Annotated in this window: 20 protein-coding genes and 1 pseudogene; 13 read left to right on the forward strand and 8 right to left on the reverse strand. The window is 59.0% G+C overall.

The window, feature by feature from the left end:
• Positions 1-15: 15 nt before the first annotated feature.
• From VWY34_RS06450 to VWY34_RS06465, 4 genes and pseudogenes are all read right to left on the reverse strand, one after another.
• Positions 16-1,143 (reverse strand): CaiB/BaiF CoA transferase family protein, encoded by a 1,128-nt coding sequence (locus tag VWY34_RS06450; protein WP_416544668.1) that lies wholly within the window; start codon positions 1,141-1,143, stop codon positions 16-18.
• A 112-nt stretch (positions 1,144-1,255) separates the two neighbouring features.
• Complete coding sequence (locus VWY34_RS06455) at positions 1,256-1,579, reverse strand: hypothetical protein (RefSeq protein WP_416558539.1); 324 nt, start codon at positions 1,577-1,579, stop codon at positions 1,256-1,258.
• Positions 1,580-1,797: 218 nt separating this feature from the next.
• A complete protein-coding gene (locus VWY34_RS06460; protein ID WP_340547540.1) occupies positions 1,798-1,947 on the reverse strand; it encodes a hypothetical protein in 150 nt (49 codons plus the stop codon).
• Positions 1,925-2,068 (reverse strand): annotated as a pseudogene (locus VWY34_RS06465) (IS5/IS1182 family transposase); the annotation flags it as partial. The pseudogene VWY34_RS06465 and the gene VWY34_RS06460, both read right to left, overlap by 23 nt.
• 536 nt (positions 2,069-2,604) lie before the next feature.
• Between VWY34_RS06465 and VWY34_RS06470 the strand changes: the two are divergent.
• The 7 genes from VWY34_RS06470 to VWY34_RS06500 all read left to right on the forward strand — a co-directional run bounded on the left by VWY34_RS06470 (position 2,605) and on the right by VWY34_RS06500 (position 11,688).
• The gene (locus VWY34_RS06470; protein WP_416537524.1) at positions 2,605-3,507 is read left to right on the forward strand and encodes a LysR family transcriptional regulator; all 903 of its coding nucleotides are present in this window, start codon (positions 2,605-2,607) and stop codon (positions 3,505-3,507) included.
• 32 nt (positions 3,508-3,539) lie between these two features.
• Positions 3,540-4,415, forward strand: a complete 876-nt coding sequence (locus tag VWY34_RS06475; RefSeq protein WP_416544669.1) for a putative hydro-lyase — start codon at positions 3,540-3,542, stop codon at positions 4,413-4,415.
• A 20-nt stretch (positions 4,416-4,435) separates the two neighbouring features.
• On the forward strand, positions 4,436-5,473 hold the full coding sequence (locus tag VWY34_RS06480) for a TRAP transporter substrate-binding protein (protein ID WP_416544670.1): 1,038 nt from the start codon (positions 4,436-4,438) through the stop codon (positions 5,471-5,473).
• A 26-nt stretch (positions 5,474-5,499) separates the two neighbouring features.
• Positions 5,500-6,054, forward strand: coding sequence for a TRAP transporter small permease subunit (locus VWY34_RS06485; protein ID WP_340547435.1), 555 nt, complete (start codon positions 5,500-5,502; stop codon positions 6,052-6,054).
• Complete coding sequence (locus VWY34_RS06490; RefSeq protein WP_416544671.1) at positions 6,051-7,337, forward strand: TRAP transporter large permease; 1,287 nt, start codon at positions 6,051-6,053, stop codon at positions 7,335-7,337. The genes VWY34_RS06485 and VWY34_RS06490 overlap by 4 nt, the downstream gene beginning before the upstream one ends.
• Before the next feature lie 75 nt (positions 7,338-7,412).
• Positions 7,413-11,042, forward strand: a complete 3,630-nt coding sequence (locus VWY34_RS06495) for a hydantoinase B/oxoprolinase family protein (protein ID WP_416544672.1) — start codon at positions 7,413-7,415, stop codon at positions 11,040-11,042.
• A 169-nt stretch (positions 11,043-11,211) separates the two neighbouring features.
• Entirely contained in the window at positions 11,212-11,688 is a 477-nt protein-coding gene (locus tag VWY34_RS06500; protein WP_416544673.1) for a Glu/Leu/Phe/Val dehydrogenase dimerization domain-containing protein, read from the forward strand.
• Positions 11,689-12,077: 389 nt separating this feature from the next.
• On the opposite strand, the gene nagA is transcribed toward VWY34_RS06500, so the two are convergent.
• The 4 genes from nagA to VWY34_RS06520 are packed head-to-tail and all read right to left on the reverse strand — an operon-like array spanning position 12,078 to position 15,957.
• Positions 12,078-13,238, reverse strand: a complete 1,161-nt coding sequence (nagA, locus tag VWY34_RS06505) for an N-acetylglucosamine-6-phosphate deacetylase (protein WP_416544674.1) — start codon at positions 13,236-13,238, stop codon at positions 12,078-12,080.
• Complete coding sequence (locus VWY34_RS06510) at positions 13,235-14,263, reverse strand: SIS domain-containing protein (RefSeq protein WP_416536599.1); 1,029 nt, start codon at positions 14,261-14,263, stop codon at positions 13,235-13,237. Before VWY34_RS06510 ends, nagA begins: the two co-directional genes overlap by 4 nt.
• A gap of 24 nt (positions 14,264-14,287) precedes the next feature.
• The gene (locus tag VWY34_RS06515) at positions 14,288-15,046 is read right to left on the reverse strand and encodes a GntR family transcriptional regulator (RefSeq protein WP_340547440.1); all 759 of its coding nucleotides are present in this window, start codon (positions 15,044-15,046) and stop codon (positions 14,288-14,290) included.
• Positions 15,043-15,957, reverse strand: a complete 915-nt coding sequence (locus VWY34_RS06520) for a BadF/BadG/BcrA/BcrD ATPase family protein (RefSeq protein ID WP_416544675.1) — start codon at positions 15,955-15,957, stop codon at positions 15,043-15,045. The genes VWY34_RS06515 and VWY34_RS06520 overlap by 4 nt, the downstream gene beginning before the upstream one ends.
• 210 nt (positions 15,958-16,167) lie before the next feature.
• On the opposite strand from VWY34_RS06520, the gene VWY34_RS06525 reads away from it, so the two are divergent.
• From VWY34_RS06525 to VWY34_RS06550, 6 genes are all read left to right on the forward strand, one after another.
• The gene (locus VWY34_RS06525; protein ID WP_416536597.1) at positions 16,168-17,097 is read left to right on the forward strand and encodes an N-acetylmuramic acid 6-phosphate etherase; all 930 of its coding nucleotides are present in this window, start codon (positions 16,168-16,170) and stop codon (positions 17,095-17,097) included.
• 77 nt (positions 17,098-17,174) lie between these two features.
• Complete coding sequence (locus VWY34_RS06530; RefSeq protein WP_416536596.1) at positions 17,175-18,428, forward strand: ABC transporter substrate-binding protein; 1,254 nt, start codon at positions 17,175-17,177, stop codon at positions 18,426-18,428.
• Between the two features lie 83 nt (positions 18,429-18,511).
• Entirely contained in the window at positions 18,512-19,438 is a 927-nt protein-coding gene (locus VWY34_RS06535) for a carbohydrate ABC transporter permease (protein WP_416536595.1), read from the forward strand.
• A 10-nt stretch (positions 19,439-19,448) separates the two neighbouring features.
• Positions 19,449-20,288, forward strand: a complete 840-nt coding sequence (locus VWY34_RS06540) for a carbohydrate ABC transporter permease (RefSeq protein WP_416536594.1) — start codon at positions 19,449-19,451, stop codon at positions 20,286-20,288.
• Between the two features lie 157 nt (positions 20,289-20,445).
• Positions 20,446-21,546 carry a Gfo/Idh/MocA family protein gene (locus VWY34_RS06545; protein WP_416544676.1) on the forward strand — a complete coding sequence of 367 codons (1,101 nt, stop codon included), beginning with the start codon at positions 20,446-20,448 and terminating at the stop codon, positions 21,544-21,546.
• Positions 21,547-21,558: 12 nt separating this feature from the next.
• Entirely contained in the window at positions 21,559-22,554 is a 996-nt protein-coding gene (locus VWY34_RS06550) for an ABC transporter ATP-binding protein (protein WP_416542983.1), read from the forward strand.
• Positions 22,555-22,628 lie beyond the last annotated feature (74 nt).

Here is a 22,628-nt window from a genome sequence, read left to right on the forward strand (position 1 = left end):
AGGCGATCCGGAGGTCTAGTCTCCCTGCGACATATCCTGCGCCACCGGCAGGATTGGCGCGGATTTCTCCAGCGCCAGCTCCGCATCGGAAAACACCCAAGGACCACGCACGCCCGGCACATCCTCCGGCGCAATCTGCATCTGGCGGTGCCTGATCTGCGGGTCCTCAAACGCCTGCCCAATGGTGTTGATCGGCCCCGCAGGCACGGTCGCGGCCTCCAGCGCCGCCAACAGATCCGCCTGCCCCCATTGCGCCAGCGCTGCCGCCAGCATCGGTGTCAATTCGCCCCGGTTGGCCACCCGCAGCTGGTTGGAGGTAAAGCGCGGATCAACCGCAAGCGCCGCCATATTCAAAACCTCGCAGAGCCGCGCAAACTGGCCGTCATTGCCAACGGCAAGGATCACATGCCCGTCGCGCACCGCCATCACCTGATAGGGCGCAATATTGGGATGCTCATTGCCCATCCGGGTCGGGCTGGTGCCGGTTGCCAGATAGTTCATGTTCTGATTGGCCAGCATCGCGGTGGCGCAATCCAGCAGTGACATGTCGATATGCTGCCCCCGCCCGGTTCTATGGCGCTGTTCCACCGCTGCCAGAATGCCGATGGTGCCATAAAGCCCGGTGACAATATCGGTGATCGCCACCCCAACCTTCTGCGGCTCACCCTCCGGCGCACCGGTGATCGACATCAGCCCGGACAGGCCCTGCAACAGGAAATCATAGCCCGCCCGCGTCGCATAAGGCCCATCCTGCCCAAAGCCGGTCACCGAACAGTAGATCAGACGTGGATTGACCGCTTTCAGACTGTCATAATCCAGCCCGTATTTCGCCAGCCCGCCGACCTTGAAATTCTCGATCAGGATATCGGCATCCCGGATCAGCTCCAGCACCGTCTGTTTGCCGTCTTCAGTGCGAAAATCCGCAGTAACGCAGGACTTGCCCCGGTTCGCCGCATAGTAATAGGCCGCTGTTTTATCACCGTCGCGCTCGATAAAAGGCGGGCCCCAGCGACGGGTATCATCCCCATCGGGGCTTTCGACCTTGATGACCTCCGCCCCCAGATCGGCAAGCGACTGGCCAATCCATGGCCCCGCAAGAATACGGGCCAGCTCGACCACCTTCAAACCTGCAAGCGGTGTCATGGGCACTCCTGTCAGTCCGCCCGCAATCTGCGGGACATCCCCCTGCCAAGGCACGGCAGAGTGTTCTGACAGAGACTTAGCCTATCCATTCCTCTGCGGGCAAATAATTTGATCAAAACATGCGGAGAGTCTTCAGAAGGGAGTGGCCAGGCGGAACAAGCGGATGTTGCTCTCTTAAGTGTGATGATTGCGATCGGTTAGCATAATTCCGCAAGAATTTCCACGCTACGAACCCAAGCAATACTAATCCAAGCAAAGCGAAGGGTACTGCTGATCGCAAATCGGTCATAAAACAACATTCTCGATACGCTGCCAATAACTCCTCATCCCACTCCGCAAAACCGCTATGGGTGAAGAACACGCCTTTGCCCACTTGAACGATTAGCCAAGCTGCAAAGATGAGTAATATTCCACAAACGAGGACAATCCATTTCATATTCGCAATATAGCTGCGTTGCAGAAAGGAGCAACGATGACCTCAGCGCAGACCAGCAGGGCGTCCGGAACCAGCAAAACAATTGGCGCCAAATTTCACCGTATAAGACATCGTAGAGCGACTCGCCGCAACAGCAACTACAGCGCCAGCCCGCCCTGCCAGACCTGCTGCAGCTCCAGCGCGTCGTTCAGATGCAGCACATCGGCGCGCGCGCCGGGTTACAAGCGCCCCAGATCGGGCCGCCTGATCAAATCCGTCGGTCGGCTCGTGGCCATCTCCAGCGCCGTCTCCAACGGCAGATCGCAGGTCTCGACCAGGATCTGCACCGCCGTGGCCAGCTCCAGATGGGCGACCGGGGCTGCCATCATGCGGCGCGAGCCAGGTCATCTCTTTGTCCAACCAGATCAGAAGCGACCCGCGCTTTCTGAGCGCATCGTTGTAGCTGAACCAATTCGTCGTACGGTAGCGGGCAGGTGCGGGCTTGCTCATCTGCCCGGTCTAACCGCATGGATTCGTGATGTGAATCCTTAACACTCAGAGTTCTGCAACAACGCCTTCAAAGCTGCCAATACGACTTTCACCTTGAATGCAGGGCTGTGGTTCCGTCTGGGTCGCCTTGCCATCGTTGTTCCTTCGTCCCGGCACACTGCCGGATGAGGAACGGGAAATCCACCTAGCTCAACTGTTCATATTTCTCGGGCCACATCTCCATCACGGTCAAGGCAATGTTTCCCCCACTCTTTAACAAGCTTTTTGGCCCGACTGAGCACTTCGTCACTGGAGGTCGGGTGATCCGGTGCGATCGGTACTAGTATTTTCCGGGGCATGAATGTGATCCTTTGCTGTGACGAAGGTTAGATGACTGCCCCTCGAACCTATCGACGTTGCCGAACATCAATAAAAATCAAAAAAAATCTCAAATTTCATAAATGAAATTTATACGATACCTTGCGCGGCGAACACAGTAAGCCTCAATGAAGCATTTTCCGAACGACCTCTATCGGAGAAGACAGGAACAGAACCAAATGAACACTCGTCTCAACTTAGAACAAATACGGGCATTTCTGACCGTCGTGCGCCTCGGTGGATTTAGCAAGGCAGCCGATGAGCTAGGCTTGACACAACCAGCCGTGACTACGCGGATCAAAAACCTAGAAAACACCTTGGGCGTGGAGTTGTTTGAAAGAACGAGTGGAGGCGTTCTTTTGACCAAGAGAGGGGATATTCTCGCCCGCTATGCAAAACAGTTCGAACAGCTTTCAGAGCTCGTGCAACGAGATGTTATGGATCCCTCAGGTATCGAGGGCCATCTTCGCCTAGGAGTTTCCGAAACTATCGTTCAATGCTGGTTACCGTTATTCATTGAAGAGCTTCATCGAATGTATCCTGCCCTCGAAATCGAGATCAACGTCGATATATCGGTCAACCTCCGTACAATGTTGCTTGATAGAGAGATCGACCTTGCCGTCTTACTAGGGCCAATTTCTGAGTACTCTGTCGACAACGTCGAGTTACCAGAAGTGGATCTTGCCTGGTACCGAGCCGAAAGTGACCAAAGCTCCAACGACCAACCGTCTCGATACCTAGAAAAGCCCATATTTACATATGCAAGAAATACGCGTCCTTTTCGGGAATTGCGCTCTGAACTTCTTGAACATTTGGGTCCAAACTACTCACTCTTCCCCTCCTCTTCGCTGTCAGCTTGCTTTCGCTTAGTTGAATCTGGCTTGGGCGTCGCTGCATTGCCGCGTGTCTTGGGGCAGCGCTTCGTATCTGAAGGGCGAATTTGCGAGTTCGATCCTGGGTGGCGCCCAAACCCCCTGAAATTCTCAGCGTCTTTCCTCGGTGAACCAAAGAGCCATCTACTAGAAACCGCAGCGGCCATCGCAAGCGCCACTGCACGAAGCTTCGATGATAAAAAACTTTAATGGGATTGCGAAGATCTTTTTAATTTGTTTTTATGTTAACCCAGATCGATACTCCCACCACTGGGAGGAATCGTACTTTGCCAATCTCACATGCAGAACTTGTCCAAAAACCTCTAGCAGAAATTCGAGACGTTATTCGCCGCGACAGCTACCACTCTCACACAGCTGGGCTGGGTAACGGATTTCTTCAAGCCAACATCGCAATCATGCCCTCAGAGTCCGCCCTGGACTTCATGCGCTACTGCCAACGCAACCCCAAGCCATGTCCGTTGACCGGTGTCTCCGACACTGGGAATCCAAAGATGTTCACCATGGGCAGGGACATCGATATTCGTACTGATGTTCCGGCTTACAATATTTATCGTGACGGGAAGCTGGAAAGCACTGTCGGGAACATTCGAGACATCTGGCACAACGACTTGGTCGCATTTGCTCTGGGCTGCTCTTTCACATTCGAGCATTCACTCAATGATGCAGGCATTCAACTGTGGCACATTAATAATAACAAAACAGTGCCAATGTTCCGCACATCAATCGAAACCGTTCCATCGGGACCGTTTGGCGGTCCGATGGTCGTCAGCATGCGGGCAATTCCTGAAGATCAGCTAAAAACCGCAATCTCCATTTCTAAGAACTACCCCCTTGCGCATGGGGCACCAGTGCATTGGGGCGATCCTGCGGAAATCGGGATTCAAGACGTTAACCTCCCTGATTGGGGCGATCCAGCGCCAGTGGAAGCCGGGTTTATACCCGTTTTCTGGGCCTGCGGCGTTACTCCACAGGCAGCTATCGAGCAGGCCAAACTCCCTCTCTGCATCACACATAAGCCGGGTCATATGCTGATTACCGATATACCGCAGGATGCAGAGAATCCGATCTTAGCACCCGACAATCATCAATCAAACTAAGTCCAAACAGGAGAACTAAGATGAGAAAATTCACTGCATATCTGGCGGCAACCGCATTGCTTGCATCGCCTGTAATCGCAGAAGATTTGGCTGTCGTCGGCAGTTGGTCCGGCTTGCCACTTCACAAACAATTTGAAGCACCTTTCTGGTCGGAAACCCTCCCAACAGCTTCCGGTGGATCAATCAACGTTAGCCTGACCACGCACAACCAAATGAACCTTGGGGTTGGAGACGTTTTCCGTCTGCTCGGGGACGGCGTTTATGACGTTGCAATGACAGTTGGCGACTATGCAGTGGCCGATGCGCCAGAACTCGAAGGTCTGGATGTGCCGCTGCTTGCACTTACGGCCGACGAAGCTCGCGCGATGGTCGATGCTGCACGTCCGATGGTTAGCGACATCTATCGGGACCGCTTCAACAGTCACGTTCTGGCGATCGCGCCCTACCCACCACAGGTCGTATTCTGCAATGGTGACGTGAACTCTCTTGCTGACCTCAAAGGCCTAAAGGTCCGTGCCTCTGGGCGTATGACCGCCAAGTTCCTCGAAGCCCTTGGAGCTGAGGGTGTCAACGTCAGCTTTGCCGAAGTACCTGGTGCTCTCCAGAAAGGGGTGGTCGATTGCGCGGTAACTGGTGCCGGATCTGGCTACAGCTCTGGGTGGTGGGAAGTATCTACCAATCTTTTGGCCATCCCCTTGGGTGGTTGGGATCCGGTGGTCACCGCCATCAATCTGGACAAATGGAATTCTCTAAGCACCGAAACTCAGGAATTGATCCAAACCCAGGTGTCAGCCGAATTTGAGGAGCCTGCATGGGAAGTCGCTCAAGACGCGCTGGTCAATGACATCGCCTGCTTGACAGGGAATGGCGAGTGCCCATCTGGCGAAACGCGTAACATGAAGCTTGTCGAAGTTTCGGAAGAAGACTTCAACAACGCGAGGGAAACCCTGGTCAGCGAAGTTCTCCCGGCGTGGGCTGAACGCGCCGGTGCTGATTGGGCCGAGCGGTGGAACACTAGCGTCGGTCAAGTCGTCGGCGTGTCTGTTGCCGTAGAATAACAGATAGTTCCCTGGGAGTGCTTTGAATGCCCGAGAAAATACTTGCGACGATGAAGCGGCTCAATCGAGCAGTAGCAATGCTGATTGGTGTTCTGCTCTTGACATGTGTCGTGTTCATCATCGCTGAAATCATGATCAGGCAGTTGGGAGGCACTCTCGGCGGAACTGATGAAATAAGTGGCTACGTCATGGCTGTTGTTACGTCCTGGGGTATGGGATTTGCCCTGCTCGAACTCAGTCACATTCGGATCGATATTCTCCGGGGGCGTGTCAACGCCCTCGGACGGTCCCTCTTTGACCTGTTCTCTCTGTTCGTCTTGTCGAGCACCGTCACCGTGATTGCCATCAGGTCCTGGCCTGTCGTTGAGCGGTCAATCATAAACAGTTCGCGCGCCAATACACCGCTGGAGACACCTCTGGCACTGGTTCAACTACCGTGGTTTGCGGGCTGGCTTTGGTTTGCGTTCATCGCATGGCTCACGTTGGTCGCCGCAGTCATGCTGGTGTTGCGCGGTGAATTTGAAAAATCCGAAGCTGCCGTCGGGATCGTCGGCGAAGAAGACGCGGAGATCCACACATGATTTGGTCAATTTCAGTCGGCCTGCTGGCCCTGCTTTCGCTCTCAATCCCTGTTGGGATCGTGTTATTCCTCCTTGGTTTCGGAATCGACGCATTCTTCAGCCCTTTTCCGCTGACCAGAGGACTCGGAAACTTGGTCTGGTCGACATCAAACAATGCCACATTGATCGCCATTCCATTCTTTGTCTTGCTCGGTGAGGTCCTGGTCCGCAGCGGTATCGCCAACAGAACTTACGCCGCGCTGGACCGTTGGGTGTCTTGGATGCCAGGGGGGCTGGTCCACGCGAATGTGGCTACCTCGACGATGTTTTCGGCCATTTCGGGCTCGTCTGTCGCGACGGCCGCGACCGTCGCAACGGTCGCCATGCCACAGGCTGAAAAGCTCGGGTATGACCCAAAGCTCTTCTCAGGGGCCATCGCCGCTGGCGGTACACTTGGCATCATGATCCCGCCATCAATCAACCTTATCGTCTACGGTTTCCTGACGCAGTCATCTATCCCGCAACTTTTTCTCGCGGGTCTCATGCCAGGTCTTTTGCTTGCGGTGGGCTTCATGCTCATCACTGTGCTCATTTGTATGATCCGACCCGAATTGGGCGGTGTTCGACGGGTGTTCCCGATCGCCGAGATGATCCGCGGACTTTTTCAGCTCATCCCCATCGTCATCCTTTTCGGTGCTATCATCGGGACCATCTACATGGGGTGGGCCACTCCGACAGAGGCAGCGGCAGTTGGTGTTGCAGGCGCAGTGCTCATCGCAGCAGCCTTTGGTGGCGTTTCAATCAAGATGATCAGTGAGAGCATCGTTGGCACCATCAAGATCACCTCCATGATCATGCTGGTTATCATTGGGGCGTCTTTCCTGAACTTCACACTGGCCTCGGCCGGTCTGGGCGCGGAACTTCAGGCTCTGCTCAATGGGCTTGGGTTTTCACCATTGATGACCATGCTGGTGATTGTCTGCATGTACATTGTACTCGGATTTTTCATCGAGACCTTGTCGCTGATGGTTGTAACGATCCCGATCATCGTGCCCCTGGTCGCGGCGCTTGGGTACGATGTGATTTGGTTTGGGATAATGATGATCGTTCTCGTTGAAATGGCTCTTATTTCACCTCCGGTCGGCTTGAACCTCTATGTCGTGCAAGGCGCACGTAAGAGCGGGAAACTGAGCGACGTGATGCTGGGTACCATCCCGTTCGTCTTTGTGATGCTGCTTATGGTAGCGGCCTTACTCGCGTTCCCTCAGATCGCTCTCTACCTTCCGGAATCCATCCAGCGATAACCGCGGCCCTAAGGGGCCGCATTTCACCAAAGAAAACATGCCGGGCAGTTGCCCGGCAAACAAAGGAGCTATGCCATGTGGCAATTTTGGGTCGACCGAGGCGGTACGTTTACCGACATCGTCGCACGAAAACCGGACGGAACGCTTCAGTCCCATAAACTACTTTCCGAAAACCCCGAGCGTTACAAAGACGCGGCAGTTCAAGGGGTCCGAGAAATTCTAGGCTTGGACGCGGACAGCCCTATCCCCGAAGGCACGATCGATGCAGTCAAGATGGGGACAACCGTCGCAACCAATGCGCTTCTGGAACGCAAAGGCGATCGGACAATCCTGCTCATCACCAAAGGAATGAGAGACTTGCTGCGCATCGGCTACCAGAACCGGCCGCGCCTATTTGATCTGAACATTCAGCTGCCTGAGCTGCTCTATGAAGAGGTCATTGAAGTTGAAGAGCGCGTCGATGCCGATGGCAATGTCATCGAACCCTTGAACCTGCGTCAAGTCCGCGACGCGCTATCTCAGGCCTACGGGCGCGGGTACCGCTCTGTCGCGGTGGCACTGATGCATGGCTACAGATTCCAGGACAACGAGCTAAAGATCGGCGAGATGGCAAAGCAATCCGGCTTCACCCAGGTCTCGCTTAGCCACAAGGTTAGCCCGCTGATCAAGCTTGTCTCCCGTGGGGATACAACCGTTGTGGATGCCTATCTGTCGCCAATCCTTCGCCGATATGTTCAGCAAGTCAGCGATGCGCTTGGTGCCACACGCGGTGGATGTAGGTCCTTGATGTTCATGCAGTCCAATGGTGGGTTGACCGATGCAAACCTGTTCCAAGGTAAGGATGCAATCCTATCTGGCCCTGCTGGCGGCGTGGTCGGCATGGTGCGCAGTGCAGAAGCCCTTGGTTTTAACAAACTCATCGGTTTTGACATGGGCGGCACTTCTACCGATGTGTGCCACTATGCGGGAGAATTCGAACGTTCCTTTGAAACCGAGGTCGCAGGCGTGCGGATGCGAGCACCGATGATGAGCATCCACACTGTTGCAGCTGGCGGTGGCTCGATCCTCAGCTTCTCAAACGGACGCATGCAAGTGGGTCCCGAGAGCGCCGGTGCAAACCCAGGCCCGGCTTCATACCGCCGTGGCGGCCCGCTTGCCGTAACCGACTGCAACGTTTTGCTTGGCAAGCTTCAACCAGATCACTTCCCGCATGTGTTTGGCCTCAATGGCGACGAGCCGCTGGACGTGGCGGTCGTGCGTGAGAAATTTACAGCGCTTGCCAAAGAAATATCGGCAGAAACCGGGGAACCAGAGCGCAGCCCGGAACAACTTGCCGAAGGTTTCCTGCGCATCGCCGTGGAAAACATGGCAAATGCGATCAAGCAGATCAGTGTTCAGCGCGGCTATGATGTGACCCAATACACCATGAACTGTTTTGGTGGTGCGGGGGGGCAGCACGCCTGTCAGGTTGCGGATGTCCTGGGCATGGAGAGTATATTCATTCACCCGTTTGCGGGCGTTCTCTCAGCATTCGGTATGGGGTTGGCGGATGTACGTGCCCTGCGGGAATACCAGTTTGCGCAGCCCATCAAAAATATCTCTGAAGCGGAGACTGTTCTGAAAGGGCTGGATGCTGAAACGCATAACGAAGTTCTGGAACAGGGTGTATCCAAAGAGGCGATTCAAATTGTTCGCACAGCTCATATTAGGACCGATGGCGCACATCAGACCCTGGACGTTCCTTTTGGAACCGTCGAGGAGATGCGTAAAGGATTTGAGGACGCGCACGAGCAGCGCTTCGGCTTTGTGCCGGACTACAATCAGCTAATCATCGACCTTCTGACATCAGAATCCATCGGATCCACTGGCGAAGATGTAACGCTTCCTGTCAATGAAGAAGGGCGTGGTAAGAACCTGAACGCCTCCATGTATAGCAATGGCCGTTGGCAAGATGTTCCAATGGTGGATCGAACCGGCTTGACCATTGGTGACAAGGTCACCGGACCAGCAATCATTTTTGAGCCCACTGGGACCAATGCCATCGAAGATGGTTGGCAAGCAGAATGCCGCGAAGGTGGCAACCTTGTGCTGACGCGGATTGTGCCATTGGAACGCAAAGAGGCGATTGGCACGACCGTCGATCCAGTAATGCTTGAGGTGTTTAACAACCTGTTCATGTCGATTGCCGAACAAATGGGGGCAACTTTAGCCAACACCGCTTATTCGGTAAACATCAAGGAACGGTTTGATTTTTCCTGTGCGATCTTTGATGCCAACGGCGACCTGGTGGCCAATGCACCACACGTGCCTGTCCACCTTGGGTCCATGAGCGGCAGCGTCAAATCCATCCTCAGCGAAAACACAGACAAGATCCGCCCGGGCGATGTGTTCATGATGAACAATCCCTTTAATGGCGGCACACACCTGCCGGATGTCACCGTCATCACTCCGGTGTTTGATGCCGATGGGAAAAACATCATCTTCGTCACAGCATCCCGCGGTCACCATGCAGATATTGGTGGCAAAACCCCGGGTTCAGCCCCGCCAGACAGCAAGACCATTGATGAGGAAGGTATCCTGATCGACAACTTCCTGCTGGTGGATCGCGGCACTTTGCGCGAAGCAGAAGCGCGCGCTTTGCTGGGCAGCGGACCATATCCCTGCCGGAACATCGATCAGAATATGGCTGATCTGGCAGCGCAGGTGGCTGCAAATGCCACGGGCGTCAAAGAGCTGCAGAATATCGTAGAGCAGTTTGGGCTTGGTGTCGTGCACGCCTATATGGGCCATGTGCAGGACAACGCCGAAGAAAGCGTACGCCGGGTTCTGGATGTTCTAAAGGATTGCTCGTTTGAATATCCACTGGACGGTGGTGCAAAGATCTGTGTCAGCATTTCGGTGGACAGAGTCGAGCGCAAGGCGATCATCGATTTTGAAGGCACCTCTGATCAGAGTCCTTTGAATTACAATGCTCCTTACTCGATTTGCCGCGCAGTTGTTCTTTACGTTTTCCGCACGCTGGTCGGGTCCGATATCCCGATGAACGAAGGTTGCATGAAGCCGCTGGAGGTTCGAATGCCAAAGGGATCAATGATCAACCCGGAATTCCCAGCTGCGGTGATCTCCGGTAATACCGAAGTCAGCCAGGCCATTGCCGATACGCTTTATGGTGCTCTGGGTGTTATCGCCGGCTCGCAGGGCACTATGAACAACTTCGTTTACGGGAACGATGAGTATCAAAACTATGAAACGATCTGCGGTGGCACAGGCGCAGGGGATGGTTTTGACGGGGCCAGTGCGGTGCACAGCCATATGACAAACACCCGCATGACGGACCCGGAGGTTCTGGAAACTCGGTTCCCGGTGCGCGTGGATGAATTCTCGATCCGGCAGGACTCTGGCGGCGCGGGGGAAACCACGGGCGGCAACGGGATTATCCGCAAGCTGCGGTTCCTCACTCCGATGACCGTCACGGTGCTGTCTTCGCATCGGGAAACCGTGCCCCATGGCGCAGCAGGTGGTGAACCGGGCAAACCCGGTGAAAACTCGGTTAAGCGCAGCAACGGGGATGTGCAAATGCTGAAAGGGAATGATGAAACTCAAATGGGGGTCGATGACGTCTTCATCATGAAAACCCCAGGCGGAGGCGGCTTTGGCACCGCAAAGGCATCTTTGATGCCCCGCCTGCTGGGGGCCATCCGATGAGTCGTGCGTTCTTGCCTGATGTGAATGCCATATTTAACGACATAGCATCCACAATCGATTTGCCAGAAGGGCTGGATGAGAAATAATCCGCATCTGCCACGCGACCTATGTGACCCGCTTCGGTGTGCGGCTGCGTGGCAAAATGCACTCCTTTACAGGGTGGCGCGCGGTGCATTCCACCCAAAACCCTCCGGCAAAGGGCGGCATCCGATATTCTCCGGATACCGATCAAGAAGAGGTTGAGGCGCTGGCGGCGCTTATGACTCATAAATGTGCTTTGTTGGGGCCGCCGTTCGGCGGCTCCAAGGGCGCCCTGCGGATCGACCCACGCGACCGGGAAGAACATGAGCTGGAAAAAATCACCCGGCGCTTTGCCCAGGAATTGATCCGCCATGGGTTCTTGAACTCAGGCATGAATGTTCCGGCACCCGACAGGGACACCAATGAACTGACCATGATGTGGATCGCCGATGAATACCGGCACCAGAAGCCCGAAGATATCAACGGCCTGGCCTGTGATACCGGCAAACCCCTGGGGGGGGGCAGCGGGATTGAAGGCGGCACCTATGCGCCAGATGGAGCAGAGGCGCTGCACGATGAATGTGATATTCCGATCCCAGTCGCATTCGCACGGAAGGTGGCTTAAACGAGCACCTGGGGCGGCACTAAAACGAGACAGGTCCAACACGGGCCGCATCGCAGAATTATTTTTGCTGCAACCGCGAGAGATTGCTGTGTAAGCACTGGCTGCATTAGCAAAAGTTGGGTCCGTCCCGCATTGTGTCAGCTCACCGGCTGCAAAACCTCGCAGTCGCAGCGAACGGCCGGCTGCGGCGCAGCAGAAACCCTCGGCTGGTTGCGTCAAATGACCGACTTTGCAACGCACACTATCCGCGCTTTTCTGCCGTTCGTGGGTCGTGCAGGATCGGTCAGCATGACCTCAGAGCAGACCAGCAGGACTTCCTGCCCCAGCAGAATAGTTGGCGCCAAGTTTCACCGTATGAGGCATCGCTGAGCGACACGATGCAACAGCAGCTACAGCGCCAGGCCGCCCTGCCAGACCTGCTGCAGCTCCAGCGCGTCGTTCAGATGCAGCACATCGGCGCGCGCGCCGGGTTGCAAGCGCCCCAGATCGGGCCGCCTGATCAAATCCGCCGGCCGGCTCGTGGCCATCTCCAGCGCCGTCTCCAACGGCAGATCGCAGGTCTCGACCAGGATCTGCACCGCCGTTGCCAGCTCCAGATGGGCGCCCGCAAGGGTGCCATCAGCCAGCGTCAACCGATTGCCGTCACGGCGGATTTCGCGACCATTCAGGGTAAAGCGGTCGATATCGGAGCCGCCGGTGGCCATGGAATCGCTGACCAGAAACAATTGCCCGGGCCCGGTCTTGGCCGCCAGCGCCGCCCGCATGGATGCCGGGTGCACATGCACCGCGTCCGCAATCAGCCCCGCTGACAGCCCGCCAAGATCAAGGGCGGCGCCGACAACACCGGGTTCGCGATTGCCAAGCTGGCTCTGGGCGTTGAACAGATGGGTGACGCAGCGCGCGCCTGCCGCAACCGCCGCCACGCAATCGGCGTGGCTCGCATCGGTATGTCCCAGCGACACCAGCACACCCGCCTCGCTCAACCGCCGGATCTGCGCCGGCGTCGCCGCCTCGGTCGCCAGCGTCACCTTCAGCACCGGCAACCGGGTGGCCGCTGCGCATAACATCTCCAGATCGGTCTCGCTCATCGGGCGTATCAAAGACGCATCATGCGCGCCCTTGCGCGACACCGCCAGATGCGGCCCCTCCAGATGCAGCCCGATGATGCCCGGAACCCCGGCGGCAATCGCGGCGACCACGGCGTCGATGGCGCGGGCGACGAAATCCGGCGTATCGGTAATCAGCGTCGGCAGGATCGAGGTCGCGCCAATCTGCGCATGGGCCGCCGCAATGACCTGCAACTGCTCCAGCTCGGGCGCGTCGTTGAACATCACCCCGCCGCCACCGTTGACCTGCAGGTCGACAAACCCCGCCGTCAGGATCCCACCGGTCAGCTCCGTCACCTCCGCCCCCTCGGGCAGTTTGCCGACGGGCAGGACGGCCGCGATCTGGTCGCCGCGCAGGACCAGCGCGCTGTCCTCCTCCCAGCCCACCGGGGTCAGGATGCGGGCACCGGTCAGCGCACGCAGCGGTTGCCGGTCGCCGGTCATACCGTTTCCGTCACTTTTTTCAGGTGGCGGGGCGCATCGGGGTCAATCCCGCGCGAGGCGGCAAAGGCTTCAACCATCGCATAAAAGGACACGATCAGGCTGATCGGATCAGTCAGCGCATGGTCCGTGCGGATATGATCCACACGCCGCGCCGCCGTCACCTTGTCGCTGGTGGCAAAGACCTGCGCGCCCTTGCCCGCGATCTGATCGGCGATACCCGCCAGCGCGTCCTCAGCGGCATCCGCCGCCGCAAAGCCCAGCACCGGGAACCCCTCTTCCACAATAGACACCGGCCCATGCAGCACCTCCGCCGAGGAATAGCTCTCCGCATGAAGCTGGCAGGTTTCCTTGAACTTCAGCGCCGCCTCATTCGACACCGCCAGCGCCTGACCACGCCCCAGCGTGAACAGCGATGACCGCGCGCCGATGGCCTCGCGCACCTCGGGCCAGTCAATGCGGCAGGCGCGCTCCAACTGCTCCGGCAAGGCGTGCAGCGCCGCAAGCACCGCTTGGTTGCGATCCCATTTGGCCAGCAGCCACAGCCCCGCCACCGCCGAGGTGACAAAGGTCTTCGTCGCGGCCACGCTCAACTCGGGCCCTGCGTGAATATCCAGCGCATGGTCCGACGCAGCCGCCAGCGGCGAGGCGGGATCATTGGTCAGCGCCACCGCCAGCGCCCCGTCACGGCGCGCGCTTTCCGCCATCGCCACGATGTCCGGGCTTTTGCCCGACTGCGACACCGCCAGGCTCAGCGCCCCCTGCAGCCGCAACGGCGCCTTGTAGATCGACGCAACCGACGGCCCGACCGAGGCAACAGGCACTCCCAGCAGGATCTCGCTGGCATATTTCAGATAGGTGCAGACATGGTCGGACGATCCGCGTGCCACCGTCACCATAATATTCGGATCAAGGCGGCGCACCGCCTCGGCCACCGCGTCAATATCCGCCTCGCCCTGGCTCAGCAGCCGATCCACGGCGGTCGGGATCTCGTCGATCTCGCGACGCATCTTGGTGATATCTGTCATGGTTCCCTCCTCAGGGTCGCCAGGTTAGCTCGTCCCGAGCCGCAGCTCGGCGACAAAATCATAAGCATCGCCGCGATAGATCGAGCGGGTGAACTCCACCACGCGACGGTTGCGCAAGTAAGACGTCCGCACGATGCTTAGGCCCGCCATTCCCGGCTCCACCCCCAGCAGCTGCGCCTCATACTCCGGCAGGTTGATCGCCGAAATCCGCTGCAAGGCCCGCACCGGGCGGCTGCCGGTCTGCTCCAGCACCTCATAAAGCGACCCCCGGACTGCCTGCGGATTGGGCAGGATATCCACCGGAAGCGAGGCCCGCTCGATCGCCATCGGACGCCCATTGGCACGCCGCAGACGGGCAATACGCGCAACCGCCTCCCCCGAGGTCAGCGCCAGCGCCATCACCTCCTCGGGCGAAGGGGTATGGATGCCGCGTTCCAGCCATTCGACGCTGGTGTCATAGCCGCGCCGCTCCATGTCCTCGGTAAACGAGGTGAGCTGCGACAGCGACTGCTCCACCTTGGGCGTGCCATCGGACACAAAACTCCCCGAGCCCTGCCGCTGCACCACGATGCCCCGATCCACCAGATCCTGCATGGCGCGGCGCACGGTGACGCGCGACAGTCCGGTCAGCGTTGCAATCTCTCGTTCGGCGGGCAAGGGCGCGCTCTTGGGCAGCAGCCCGGTCTCGATACCGTCCTCGATACGCTGGCGCAGCCGCACATAGCGTGGCCCGGCGGCGTCCTCCAGCCAGGCGGCCGGTTTCAGGAATTCCTCGACCGTCATAGCGCCTCCTGCCGGATCTCGCGGGCAAAGCGGCGCGCCAGCTCCAGCGCCCCGTCCAGCGGCGAGCCCTCCGGCGCCTGCAGGTACTCCGCCACATCCGCAGGCAGATAGGCGGCGTATTGCGCCGCCACACCGCCGATATGATAAACCGGTTCCTCCGGTCGACGTCCCAGCGCCTGCAACCCGTGGCACAGATACTCCGCCCCTTCGGCCATCAGCCGCCGCCCCACGGAATCGCCCGCAGCGGCAGCCTGCGCCACCCGCGGCGCATAGGCGCCAAAGGCCGCCGGACGCGCGGTCTGGGCAAACCGGACAATCTCGGCAGTCTGATTGGAAAAATCCCTGAGACAGCTGCGCAGCAGCGGCGTCATCGGCTCGATCCCTTCGGCCGCCTGTAGCGTCAGCTGCAACACACGCCGCCCCAGCCAGCCGCCCGAGGCCTCATCGCCAAGAACCGCCCCGTGACCACCAATAAGCGTGACCTGCCCCGCCACCTGACGGCCCAGAAATGACCCGGTGCCGACACCGATCAGACAGGCAGTGCCCTCGCCAAGCGCCCCGACAACCGCAGGCATCCGGTCATCTTCGACCCGGATATGCCGATGCGGCAGGGCCGAGGCGACAAAGGCTGCCGACCCGGCATCAATCACCCCCGCCAGCCCTGCATAGACCGGGATCTGGTGAAAAGCCTCATCCTCAAGGCCCGCCTGACGTTGCAGATCGCCCAATCCCGCGCGCAGCGTCTCAACCGCAAGCTCGGGCGCGGTATAGACATTGGCGCTTCCCCCGGTGACCACCAGCCGGCGCGGCGACGCCCCGCAGCTCTTGGGCGCGGAGGTATCAGGCAGATCAGCCGCAGGATCGCCCGCCCCCAGCAGGACAAAGCGACAGGAGGTCCCCCCTCCATCCACGGCGATTAGATATGGAAAGCACGAGTCAGTCATGCAATACCTATAAGATACCTTTTAACCAAAAGAAAGACCTATCGGCCGCAAGTATTGACGCCACAATCGATAACACCTTGAAAAATCTACATCAGATCAAGAAAATAATTAAATGGTAGACAAGTGGTATTGTATAGGTATTAAATACTTCTCATTCACCTGAGGGGGAGGAATCACATGGCATCGACCAGCGAACAACCGTCCGCAGCACGCATATCGGCGCCCACCGATGCGCAGACGGAAACGCTGCACCCCCGCGCCAGGGGGCTCGATCTGCGCGCCGATGCCGATATCCTCGACACGCTTCTCGACGGGCAATCGCGCGCACTGGCAGCTGTAGACAGCGCCCGCCCCGCCATCGCCGCAGGCGCCGCCCTGCTGACCGAATGCCTGCGCAACGCTGGTCACCTGCACTATGCGGCGGCAGGCTCCTCGGCCCTTATGGCGCTGGCTGATGGCGCCGAACTGCCCGGCACATTCGGCATCAGCGCCGATCAGATCTCCATTCACATGGCCGGCGGCATCCCATCCGACGGGCGGATGCCCGGCCATACTGAAGATGACAGCGCGGCCGGCAGCAAGGCTGCCGCCGCAGTGACCGCAGGTGATGTGGCGATCACCCTTTCCGCCAGCGGCACCACGCCATTCCCGATCGGCTTTGCAAAAACCGCACAGGCCGCCGGCGCCAAGGTCATCGCGATCGCCAACAACGCAGACACGCCACTGCTGCAACTGGCCGATGTGGCAATCTGCCTGCCAACACCGCCGGAGGTCATCGCAGGCTCCACCCGCATGGGCGCCGGAACCGCGCAGAAGGCCGCGCTCAACATGATGTCGACGCTGGCAGGCATCCGGTTGGGGCATGTGATGGACGGCATGATGGTCAATCTGATCGCAGATAACGCCAAGCTGCGCCAACGCGCGATCCGCATAGTCTGCACCCTCACACAGCAGGACGCCGAGGCCGCCGCCCGCGCGCTGGATCAGACCGGCGGCGCGGTGAAAGCCGCCATTCTGCTGTTGCAGGGTGCGGCCTCCCCCACTGCGGCGGACACGCTGCTGCGCCATAACAAGGACAACCTGCGAGCCGCGCTCGCACAGGTGTAACGGTCGGCCACGCGCCACCCAAGAGGTCACCAAGACCCTGATTTCAAATACCAAACATGCAAACTGGGAGATACAGAATGACACGCAAACTCTTTACCCTCGCGCTGCTCGGCTCGACCGTGCTCGGCGGCGCAGCCGCTGCCGAAGACGTCACGCTGACGATTGAGAGCTGGCGCAACGATGACCTCGCCCTCTGGCAGGACAAGATCATCCCCGCCTTTGAGGCCGCCAACCCCGGCATCAAGCTGAAGTTCACCCCCTCTGCCCCGGCGGAATATAACGCCGTGCTGAACTCCAAATTGGATGCGGGCAGCGCCGGCGATTTGATCACCTGCCGCCCCTTTGATGCTTCGCTTGGTCTGTATGACAAGGGCCAGCTGGCCGATCTGTCCGATCTTGAGGCGATGAGCAGCTTCTCCGACGTGGCCAAATCCGCCTGGCAGACAGATGACGGCTCCGCCACCTTCTGCGTGCCGATTGCTTCGGTGATCCACGGCTTCATCTACAACAAGGACGCCTTTGCCGAGCTGGGCGTGGACGTACCGGAGACCGAAGACGAGTTCTTCGCGGCGCTGGAGAAAATCAAACAGGACGGCAATTACATTCCGCTGGCGATGGGCACCAACGACCAGTGGGAAGCCGCCACCATGGGCTATAACAACATCGGCCCGAACTACTGGAAAGGTGAGGAAGGCCGTCTTGCCCTGATCGCAGGCGAGCAGAAACTGACCGACGAGCAGTGGGTCGCCCCCTATGAGACCCTGTCGAAATGGGGTGCCTACATGGGCGACGGCTATGAAGCCCAGACCTATCCCGACAGCCAGAACATCTTCACCCTGGGCCGCGCCGCGATCTATCCGGCAGGCAGCTGGGAAATCTCCGGCTTCAACACCCAGGCCGATTTCGCCATGGGCGCCTTCAAACCGCCAGTCAAAGCGGCGGGCGACACCTGCTACATCTCGGATCACACCGATATCGCGGTGGGCCTGAATGCCGCCTCCCCCAATGCAGAAGCTGCCAAGACCTTCCTGAACTGGGTCGGCTCGCCTGAATTCGCCGCAATTTACGCCAACGCGCTGCCGGGCTTCTTCTCGCTGTCAAACCATGAGGTCGCGATGGATGATCCGCTGGCGCAGGAATTCGTCTCCTGGCGTGGCGAGTGTGAGAGCACCATCCGCTCCACCTATCAGATCCTGTCGCGCGGCACACCGAACCTCGAAAACGAAACCTGGGGGGCCTCCGTTGCCGCAATCAAGGGCACCAAGGCCGCTGCTGATCTCGGCGCTGAACTGCAAGAGGGTCTGGCCAGCTGGTACGAGCCGCAGAAATAAGCGCGCCGCGATCTGACTGACCACAGACTCAGGCGTCCGGGCGGCCTCACGCGGCCCGGACCCGTCGACAGATGGGACACATCATGCAAAACACCCCTCATAAACCGCGCAGACGCTGGCATATCGCCGTTTTTCTGGCGCCCGCTGTGCTGGTCTATACGGCCATCATGATCTTCCCGCTGTTCAATACCCTGCGGCTCGCGCTCTATAGCGAAAGCGACCAGATCCGCCAGTTCGTCGGCCTCGCCAATTTTCAGACCCTGTTCGGCAACCCCAACTGGTCGGAACAGTTCTGGAATGCGCTTGGCAACAATTTCTGGTTCTTCATCGTGCATATGCTGGTGCAGAACCCAATCGGGGTGGCGCTGGCGGCGATCCTCAGCCATCCCCGGCTCCGGTTTGCCGCACTCTATCGCACCGCGATCTTCGTGCCGACCATCCTCAGCTTTGTCATCGTCGGCTTTGCCTGGAAACTGATCCTCTCGCCGATCTGGGGCATCACCCCCGACCTCCTGGACGCCATTGGCCTGAAGTGGCTGTTTGCCCCCTGGCTGGGCAAGGAAGACTACGCGCTGACCACGCTGGCGCTGATCTCTGTCTGGCAGTTTGTCGGCATCCCGATGATGCTGATCTACGCAGCCCTGCTGTCGATCCCCGAAGAGGTGATCGAAGCCGGCGAGGTTGATGGCATCACCGGCATGTCCGCCTTCTGGAAAATCAAACTGCCGCTGATCCTACCCTCCATCGGGATTATCTCGATCCTGACATTTGTGGGCAACTTCAACGCCTTCGACCTGATCTACACCACCCAGGGCGCACTTGCCGGGCCGGATTTCTCGACCGATATCCTCGGCACCTTCATGTATCGCACCTTCTTCGGCTTTCAGCTGCAACTGGGCGATCCGCATATGGGGTCCGCCATTGCCACCGCCATGTTCGCGATCATCCTGATCGGTGTCTGCATCTATCTCTTCGGCATCCAGACCCGTCTGCGCCGCTACCAGTTCTGAGGATCCGATGATGCATAAATCCCGCTCAAACCCGTTCAACAGCATCCTCGCCCACGGTGCGCTGATCACCTACACGCTGATCGCCCTGTTTCCGGTGTTTGTGATCCTGGTGAACAGCTTCAAAACCCGCAAAGCGATCTTTCGCGAGCCTCTCGGCCTACCGACATCCGACACATTCTCGCTGGTCGGCTATCAGACCGTTCTGAAACAGGGGGATTTCTTCCTCTACTTTCAGAACTCGATGATTGTCACCGTGGTGTCGCTGGCGCTGGTGCTGCTGTTTGGCGCCATGGCCGCCTTCGCCCTCGCCGAATACCGGTTCAAGGGCAATATGCTGCTCGGCCTGTACCTCGCCCTTGGCATCATGATCCCGATCCGCATCGGCACCGTCGCCATTCTGGAGCTGATGGTGGACACCGGGCTGGTCAATACACTGACCGCGCTGATCCTCGTCTATACCGCGCAGGGCCTGCCGTTGGCGGTGTTCATCCTGTCGGAATTCATGAAACAGGTGAGCGACGATCTTAAGAACGCAGGCCGCATCGACGGGCTTTCGGAATACACAATCTTCTTCCGCCTGGTGCTGCCGCTGGTGCGCCCGGCCATGGCCACCGTCGCCGTCTTCAACATGATCCCGATCTGGAACGATCTCTGGTTCCCGCTGATCCTGGCCCCGGCCGAGGAAACCAAGACGCTGACACTGGGCAGCCAGGTCTTCATCGGCCAGTTCGTGACAGACTGGAACGCCGTGCTCTCGGCGCTGTCGATGGCGATCCTGCCGGTCATGGTGCTCTATGTGATCTTCTCGCGCCAGCTGATCCGCGGTATCACCTCAGGAGCGGTGAAATGAGCCGACATATCACACTATGCGCTCGTCCGGCAGCAGTGCCGGGCTGCGTCGGGCCAGCCCCCCGGAGCGGCAGTCTTCAGCCGCTTGTTGGCCCGGCGCTCAGCCTGTCCTCTCGCCATCGTCACAGCAGCCATCCTCACCACAGCGGAGGCCGCCAATGATCCGCGTTCTGATTGCAGGCCTTGGCAATATGGGCTTTGCCCATGCGCTGGCTCACCACAATGACGAAACCGCGCAGATCGTCGGCCTCGTCAACCGCTCCGGCGCGCCTGCACAGGCCCCCTTGCAGGACTATCCGGTTTATAGCGATTTCCATCAGGCGCTGGCGCAGACCAAACCCGATCTGGTGGTCATCGCCACCTATTCCGACAGCCATGCCGCCTATGCCATTGCCGCAATGGAGTCCGGCGCGGATGTCTTCGTCGAAAAGCCGCTGGCCACCACGGTTGCCGATGCCCGCGCAGTGACCGACGCCGCCCGCCGTCTGGGGCGCAAGCTGATGGTGGGCTATATCCTGCGTCACCATCCCAGCTGGCAGCGCCTGATTGCCGAGGCCCGCGATCTCGGGCCCCCGTATGTGTTCCGCATGAACCTCAACCAGCAGTCCGATGGCCCTACATGGCAGACCCACAAGGCACTGATGCAGACCACTTCGCCAATCGTGGACTGCGGCGTGCATTATGTCGATGTGATGTGCCAGATCACCGATGCCACACCCCAGCGCGTCCATGGCATCGGCCTGCGCCTGTCGGATGAAATTGCCGAGGATATGTATAATTACGGCCAGTTTCAGGTGACCTTCTCTGACGGGTCCGTCGGCTGGTACGAGGCAGGCTGGGGACCGATGATGTCCGAAACCGCGTATTTCGTAAAAGACGTGGTGTCCCCCAACGGATCCGTCTCGATCACCGAAACAGACAAGGCTGGCTCGGACGATGTCGATGGCCATACCGCCGTCGGCAGCCTGATCGTACATCGCAGCACGCAAGACACCCCGGACCGCCGCATCGACCTGCCCGAGGAACCCGACCATCAGGCGCTCTGCGCTACCGAACAGACCCATATGCTGCGGGTCATTGCCGAGGACATCGACATGGAGCGGCACATGCAGGACGCCGTTGCCTCGCTGGCAATCTGCTTGGCCGCCGACCAGAGCATCCGCAGCGGCGCGCCCGTTGACCTGACCACAGTACAGACAGAACGGACCGAGGCCGCGGCGACAGCGCCCACCTCGCCCTCTGCGAACCCGAAGACCTGAAGGATCCCCGCCATGACCGCCCTACAGCTTACCAATGTCTGCAAATCCTTCGGCCCGGTCGAGGTGCTGAAAGATATCAACCTCACCGTGGAGGACGGCGAATTCGTGGTCTTTGTCGGCCCGTCGGGATGTGGCAAATCCACCCTTCTGCGGGTGATCTCTGGGCTTGAGGACGCCACGGCGGGTGAGATCACCATCGGCGGCCAGACCGTCACCACCACGCCCCCCGCCAAACGCGGCATCGCCATGGTGTTCCAGTCCTATGCGCTTTATCCGCATCTCACCGTGCGCGAAAACATGGCGCTTGCCCTGAAACAGGAACGCCAGCCCAAGGAGGAAATCGCCGCCCGCGTCGCCGAAGCCAGCCGGATGCTGTCGCTGGAGGACTACCTCGATCGCCGCCCCTCGGAACTGTCGGGCGGTCAGCGGCAGCGCGTCGCCATTGGCCGCGCCGTGGTGCGCGAACCCAAGCTGTTCCTGTTTGACGAACCGCTCTCCAACCTCGATGCCGCCCTGCGCATGAACACCCGTCTGGAAATCGCTCGCCTGCACCGTCAGCTGTCGGCCAGCATGATCTACGTCACCCATGACCAGATCGAAGCGATGACCCTTGCGGATAAAATCGTCGTGCTGCGCGACGGCCGTATCGAACAGGTCGGCACCCCGATGGAGCTTTACAACAATCCTGCCAACCGTTTTGTGGCGGAATTCATTGGCGCACCAGCCATGAATTTTGTCCCCGCCCCGCGTCTGGGCGGCAACCCCGGACAGTTCATCGGCATTCGCCCGGAATATGCCCGCATCAGCCCGGATGGCCCACTCACAGGCGAGGTGATTCACGTGGAAAAACTGGGCGGCGACACCAATATTCTGGTCGACATGGGCGAGGATCTGACCTTTACCGCCCGCCTCTTTGGTCAGCATGACACCCATGTGGGCGAAACGCTGACCTTTGACTTTGATCCCGCCAACTGCCTCGCCTTTGATGCTGCGGGTCAGCGGGTCTGATCCGGCACGCCCCGGCCCGCCCCTCATTCCGGCTCCCATTTTCACCGGTGACAGCCCGATTTGGGCCTATTCGC

The organism is Phaeobacter sp. JH20_02 (genome assembly GCF_048056915.1).
Classification (GTDB): domain Bacteria; phylum Pseudomonadota; class Alphaproteobacteria; order Rhodobacterales; family Rhodobacteraceae; genus Phaeobacter; species Phaeobacter bryozoorum.

Excerpts from the sequence above, each read along its gene's own strand:
- VWY34_RS06450 (WP_416544668.1), bottom strand. The coding sequence starts at position 1,143 with ATGACACCGCTTGCAGGTTTGAAGGTGGTCGAGCTGGCCCGTATTCTT.
- VWY34_RS06455 (WP_416558539.1), bottom strand. The coding sequence starts at position 1,579 with ATGAAATGGATTGTCCTCGTTTGTGGAATATTACTCATCTTTGCAGCT.
- VWY34_RS06460 (WP_340547540.1), bottom strand. The coding sequence starts at position 1,947 with ATGATGGCAGCCCCGGTCGCCCATCTGGAGCTGGCCACGGCGGTGCAG.
- VWY34_RS06470 (WP_416537524.1), top strand. The coding sequence starts at position 2,605 with ATGAACACTCGTCTCAACTTAGAACAAATACGGGCATTTCTGACCGTC.
- VWY34_RS06475 (WP_416544669.1), top strand. The coding sequence starts at position 3,540 with ATGTTAACCCAGATCGATACTCCCACCACTGGGAGGAATCGTACTTTG.
- VWY34_RS06480 (WP_416544670.1), top strand. The coding sequence starts at position 4,436 with ATGAGAAAATTCACTGCATATCTGGCGGCAACCGCATTGCTTGCATCG.
- VWY34_RS06485 (WP_340547435.1), top strand. The coding sequence starts at position 5,500 with ATGCCCGAGAAAATACTTGCGACGATGAAGCGGCTCAATCGAGCAGTA.
- VWY34_RS06490 (WP_416544671.1), top strand. The coding sequence starts at position 6,051 with ATGATTTGGTCAATTTCAGTCGGCCTGCTGGCCCTGCTTTCGCTCTCA.
- VWY34_RS06495 (WP_416544672.1), top strand. The coding sequence starts at position 7,413 with ATGTGGCAATTTTGGGTCGACCGAGGCGGTACGTTTACCGACATCGTC.
- nagA (WP_416544674.1), bottom strand. The coding sequence starts at position 13,238 with ATGACCGGCGACCGGCAACCGCTGCGTGCGCTGACCGGTGCCCGCATC.
- VWY34_RS06510 (WP_416536599.1), bottom strand. The coding sequence starts at position 14,263 with ATGACAGATATCACCAAGATGCGTCGCGAGATCGACGAGATCCCGACC.
- VWY34_RS06515 (WP_340547440.1), bottom strand. The coding sequence starts at position 15,046 with ATGACGGTCGAGGAATTCCTGAAACCGGCCGCCTGGCTGGAGGACGCC.
- VWY34_RS06525 (WP_416536597.1), top strand. The coding sequence starts at position 16,168 with ATGGCATCGACCAGCGAACAACCGTCCGCAGCACGCATATCGGCGCCC.
- VWY34_RS06530 (WP_416536596.1), top strand. The coding sequence starts at position 17,175 with ATGACACGCAAACTCTTTACCCTCGCGCTGCTCGGCTCGACCGTGCTC.
- VWY34_RS06535 (WP_416536595.1), top strand. The coding sequence starts at position 18,512 with ATGCAAAACACCCCTCATAAACCGCGCAGACGCTGGCATATCGCCGTT.
- VWY34_RS06540 (WP_416536594.1), top strand. The coding sequence starts at position 19,449 with ATGCATAAATCCCGCTCAAACCCGTTCAACAGCATCCTCGCCCACGGT.
- VWY34_RS06545 (WP_416544676.1), top strand. The coding sequence starts at position 20,446 with ATGATCCGCGTTCTGATTGCAGGCCTTGGCAATATGGGCTTTGCCCAT.
- VWY34_RS06550 (WP_416542983.1), top strand. The coding sequence starts at position 21,559 with ATGACCGCCCTACAGCTTACCAATGTCTGCAAATCCTTCGGCCCGGTC.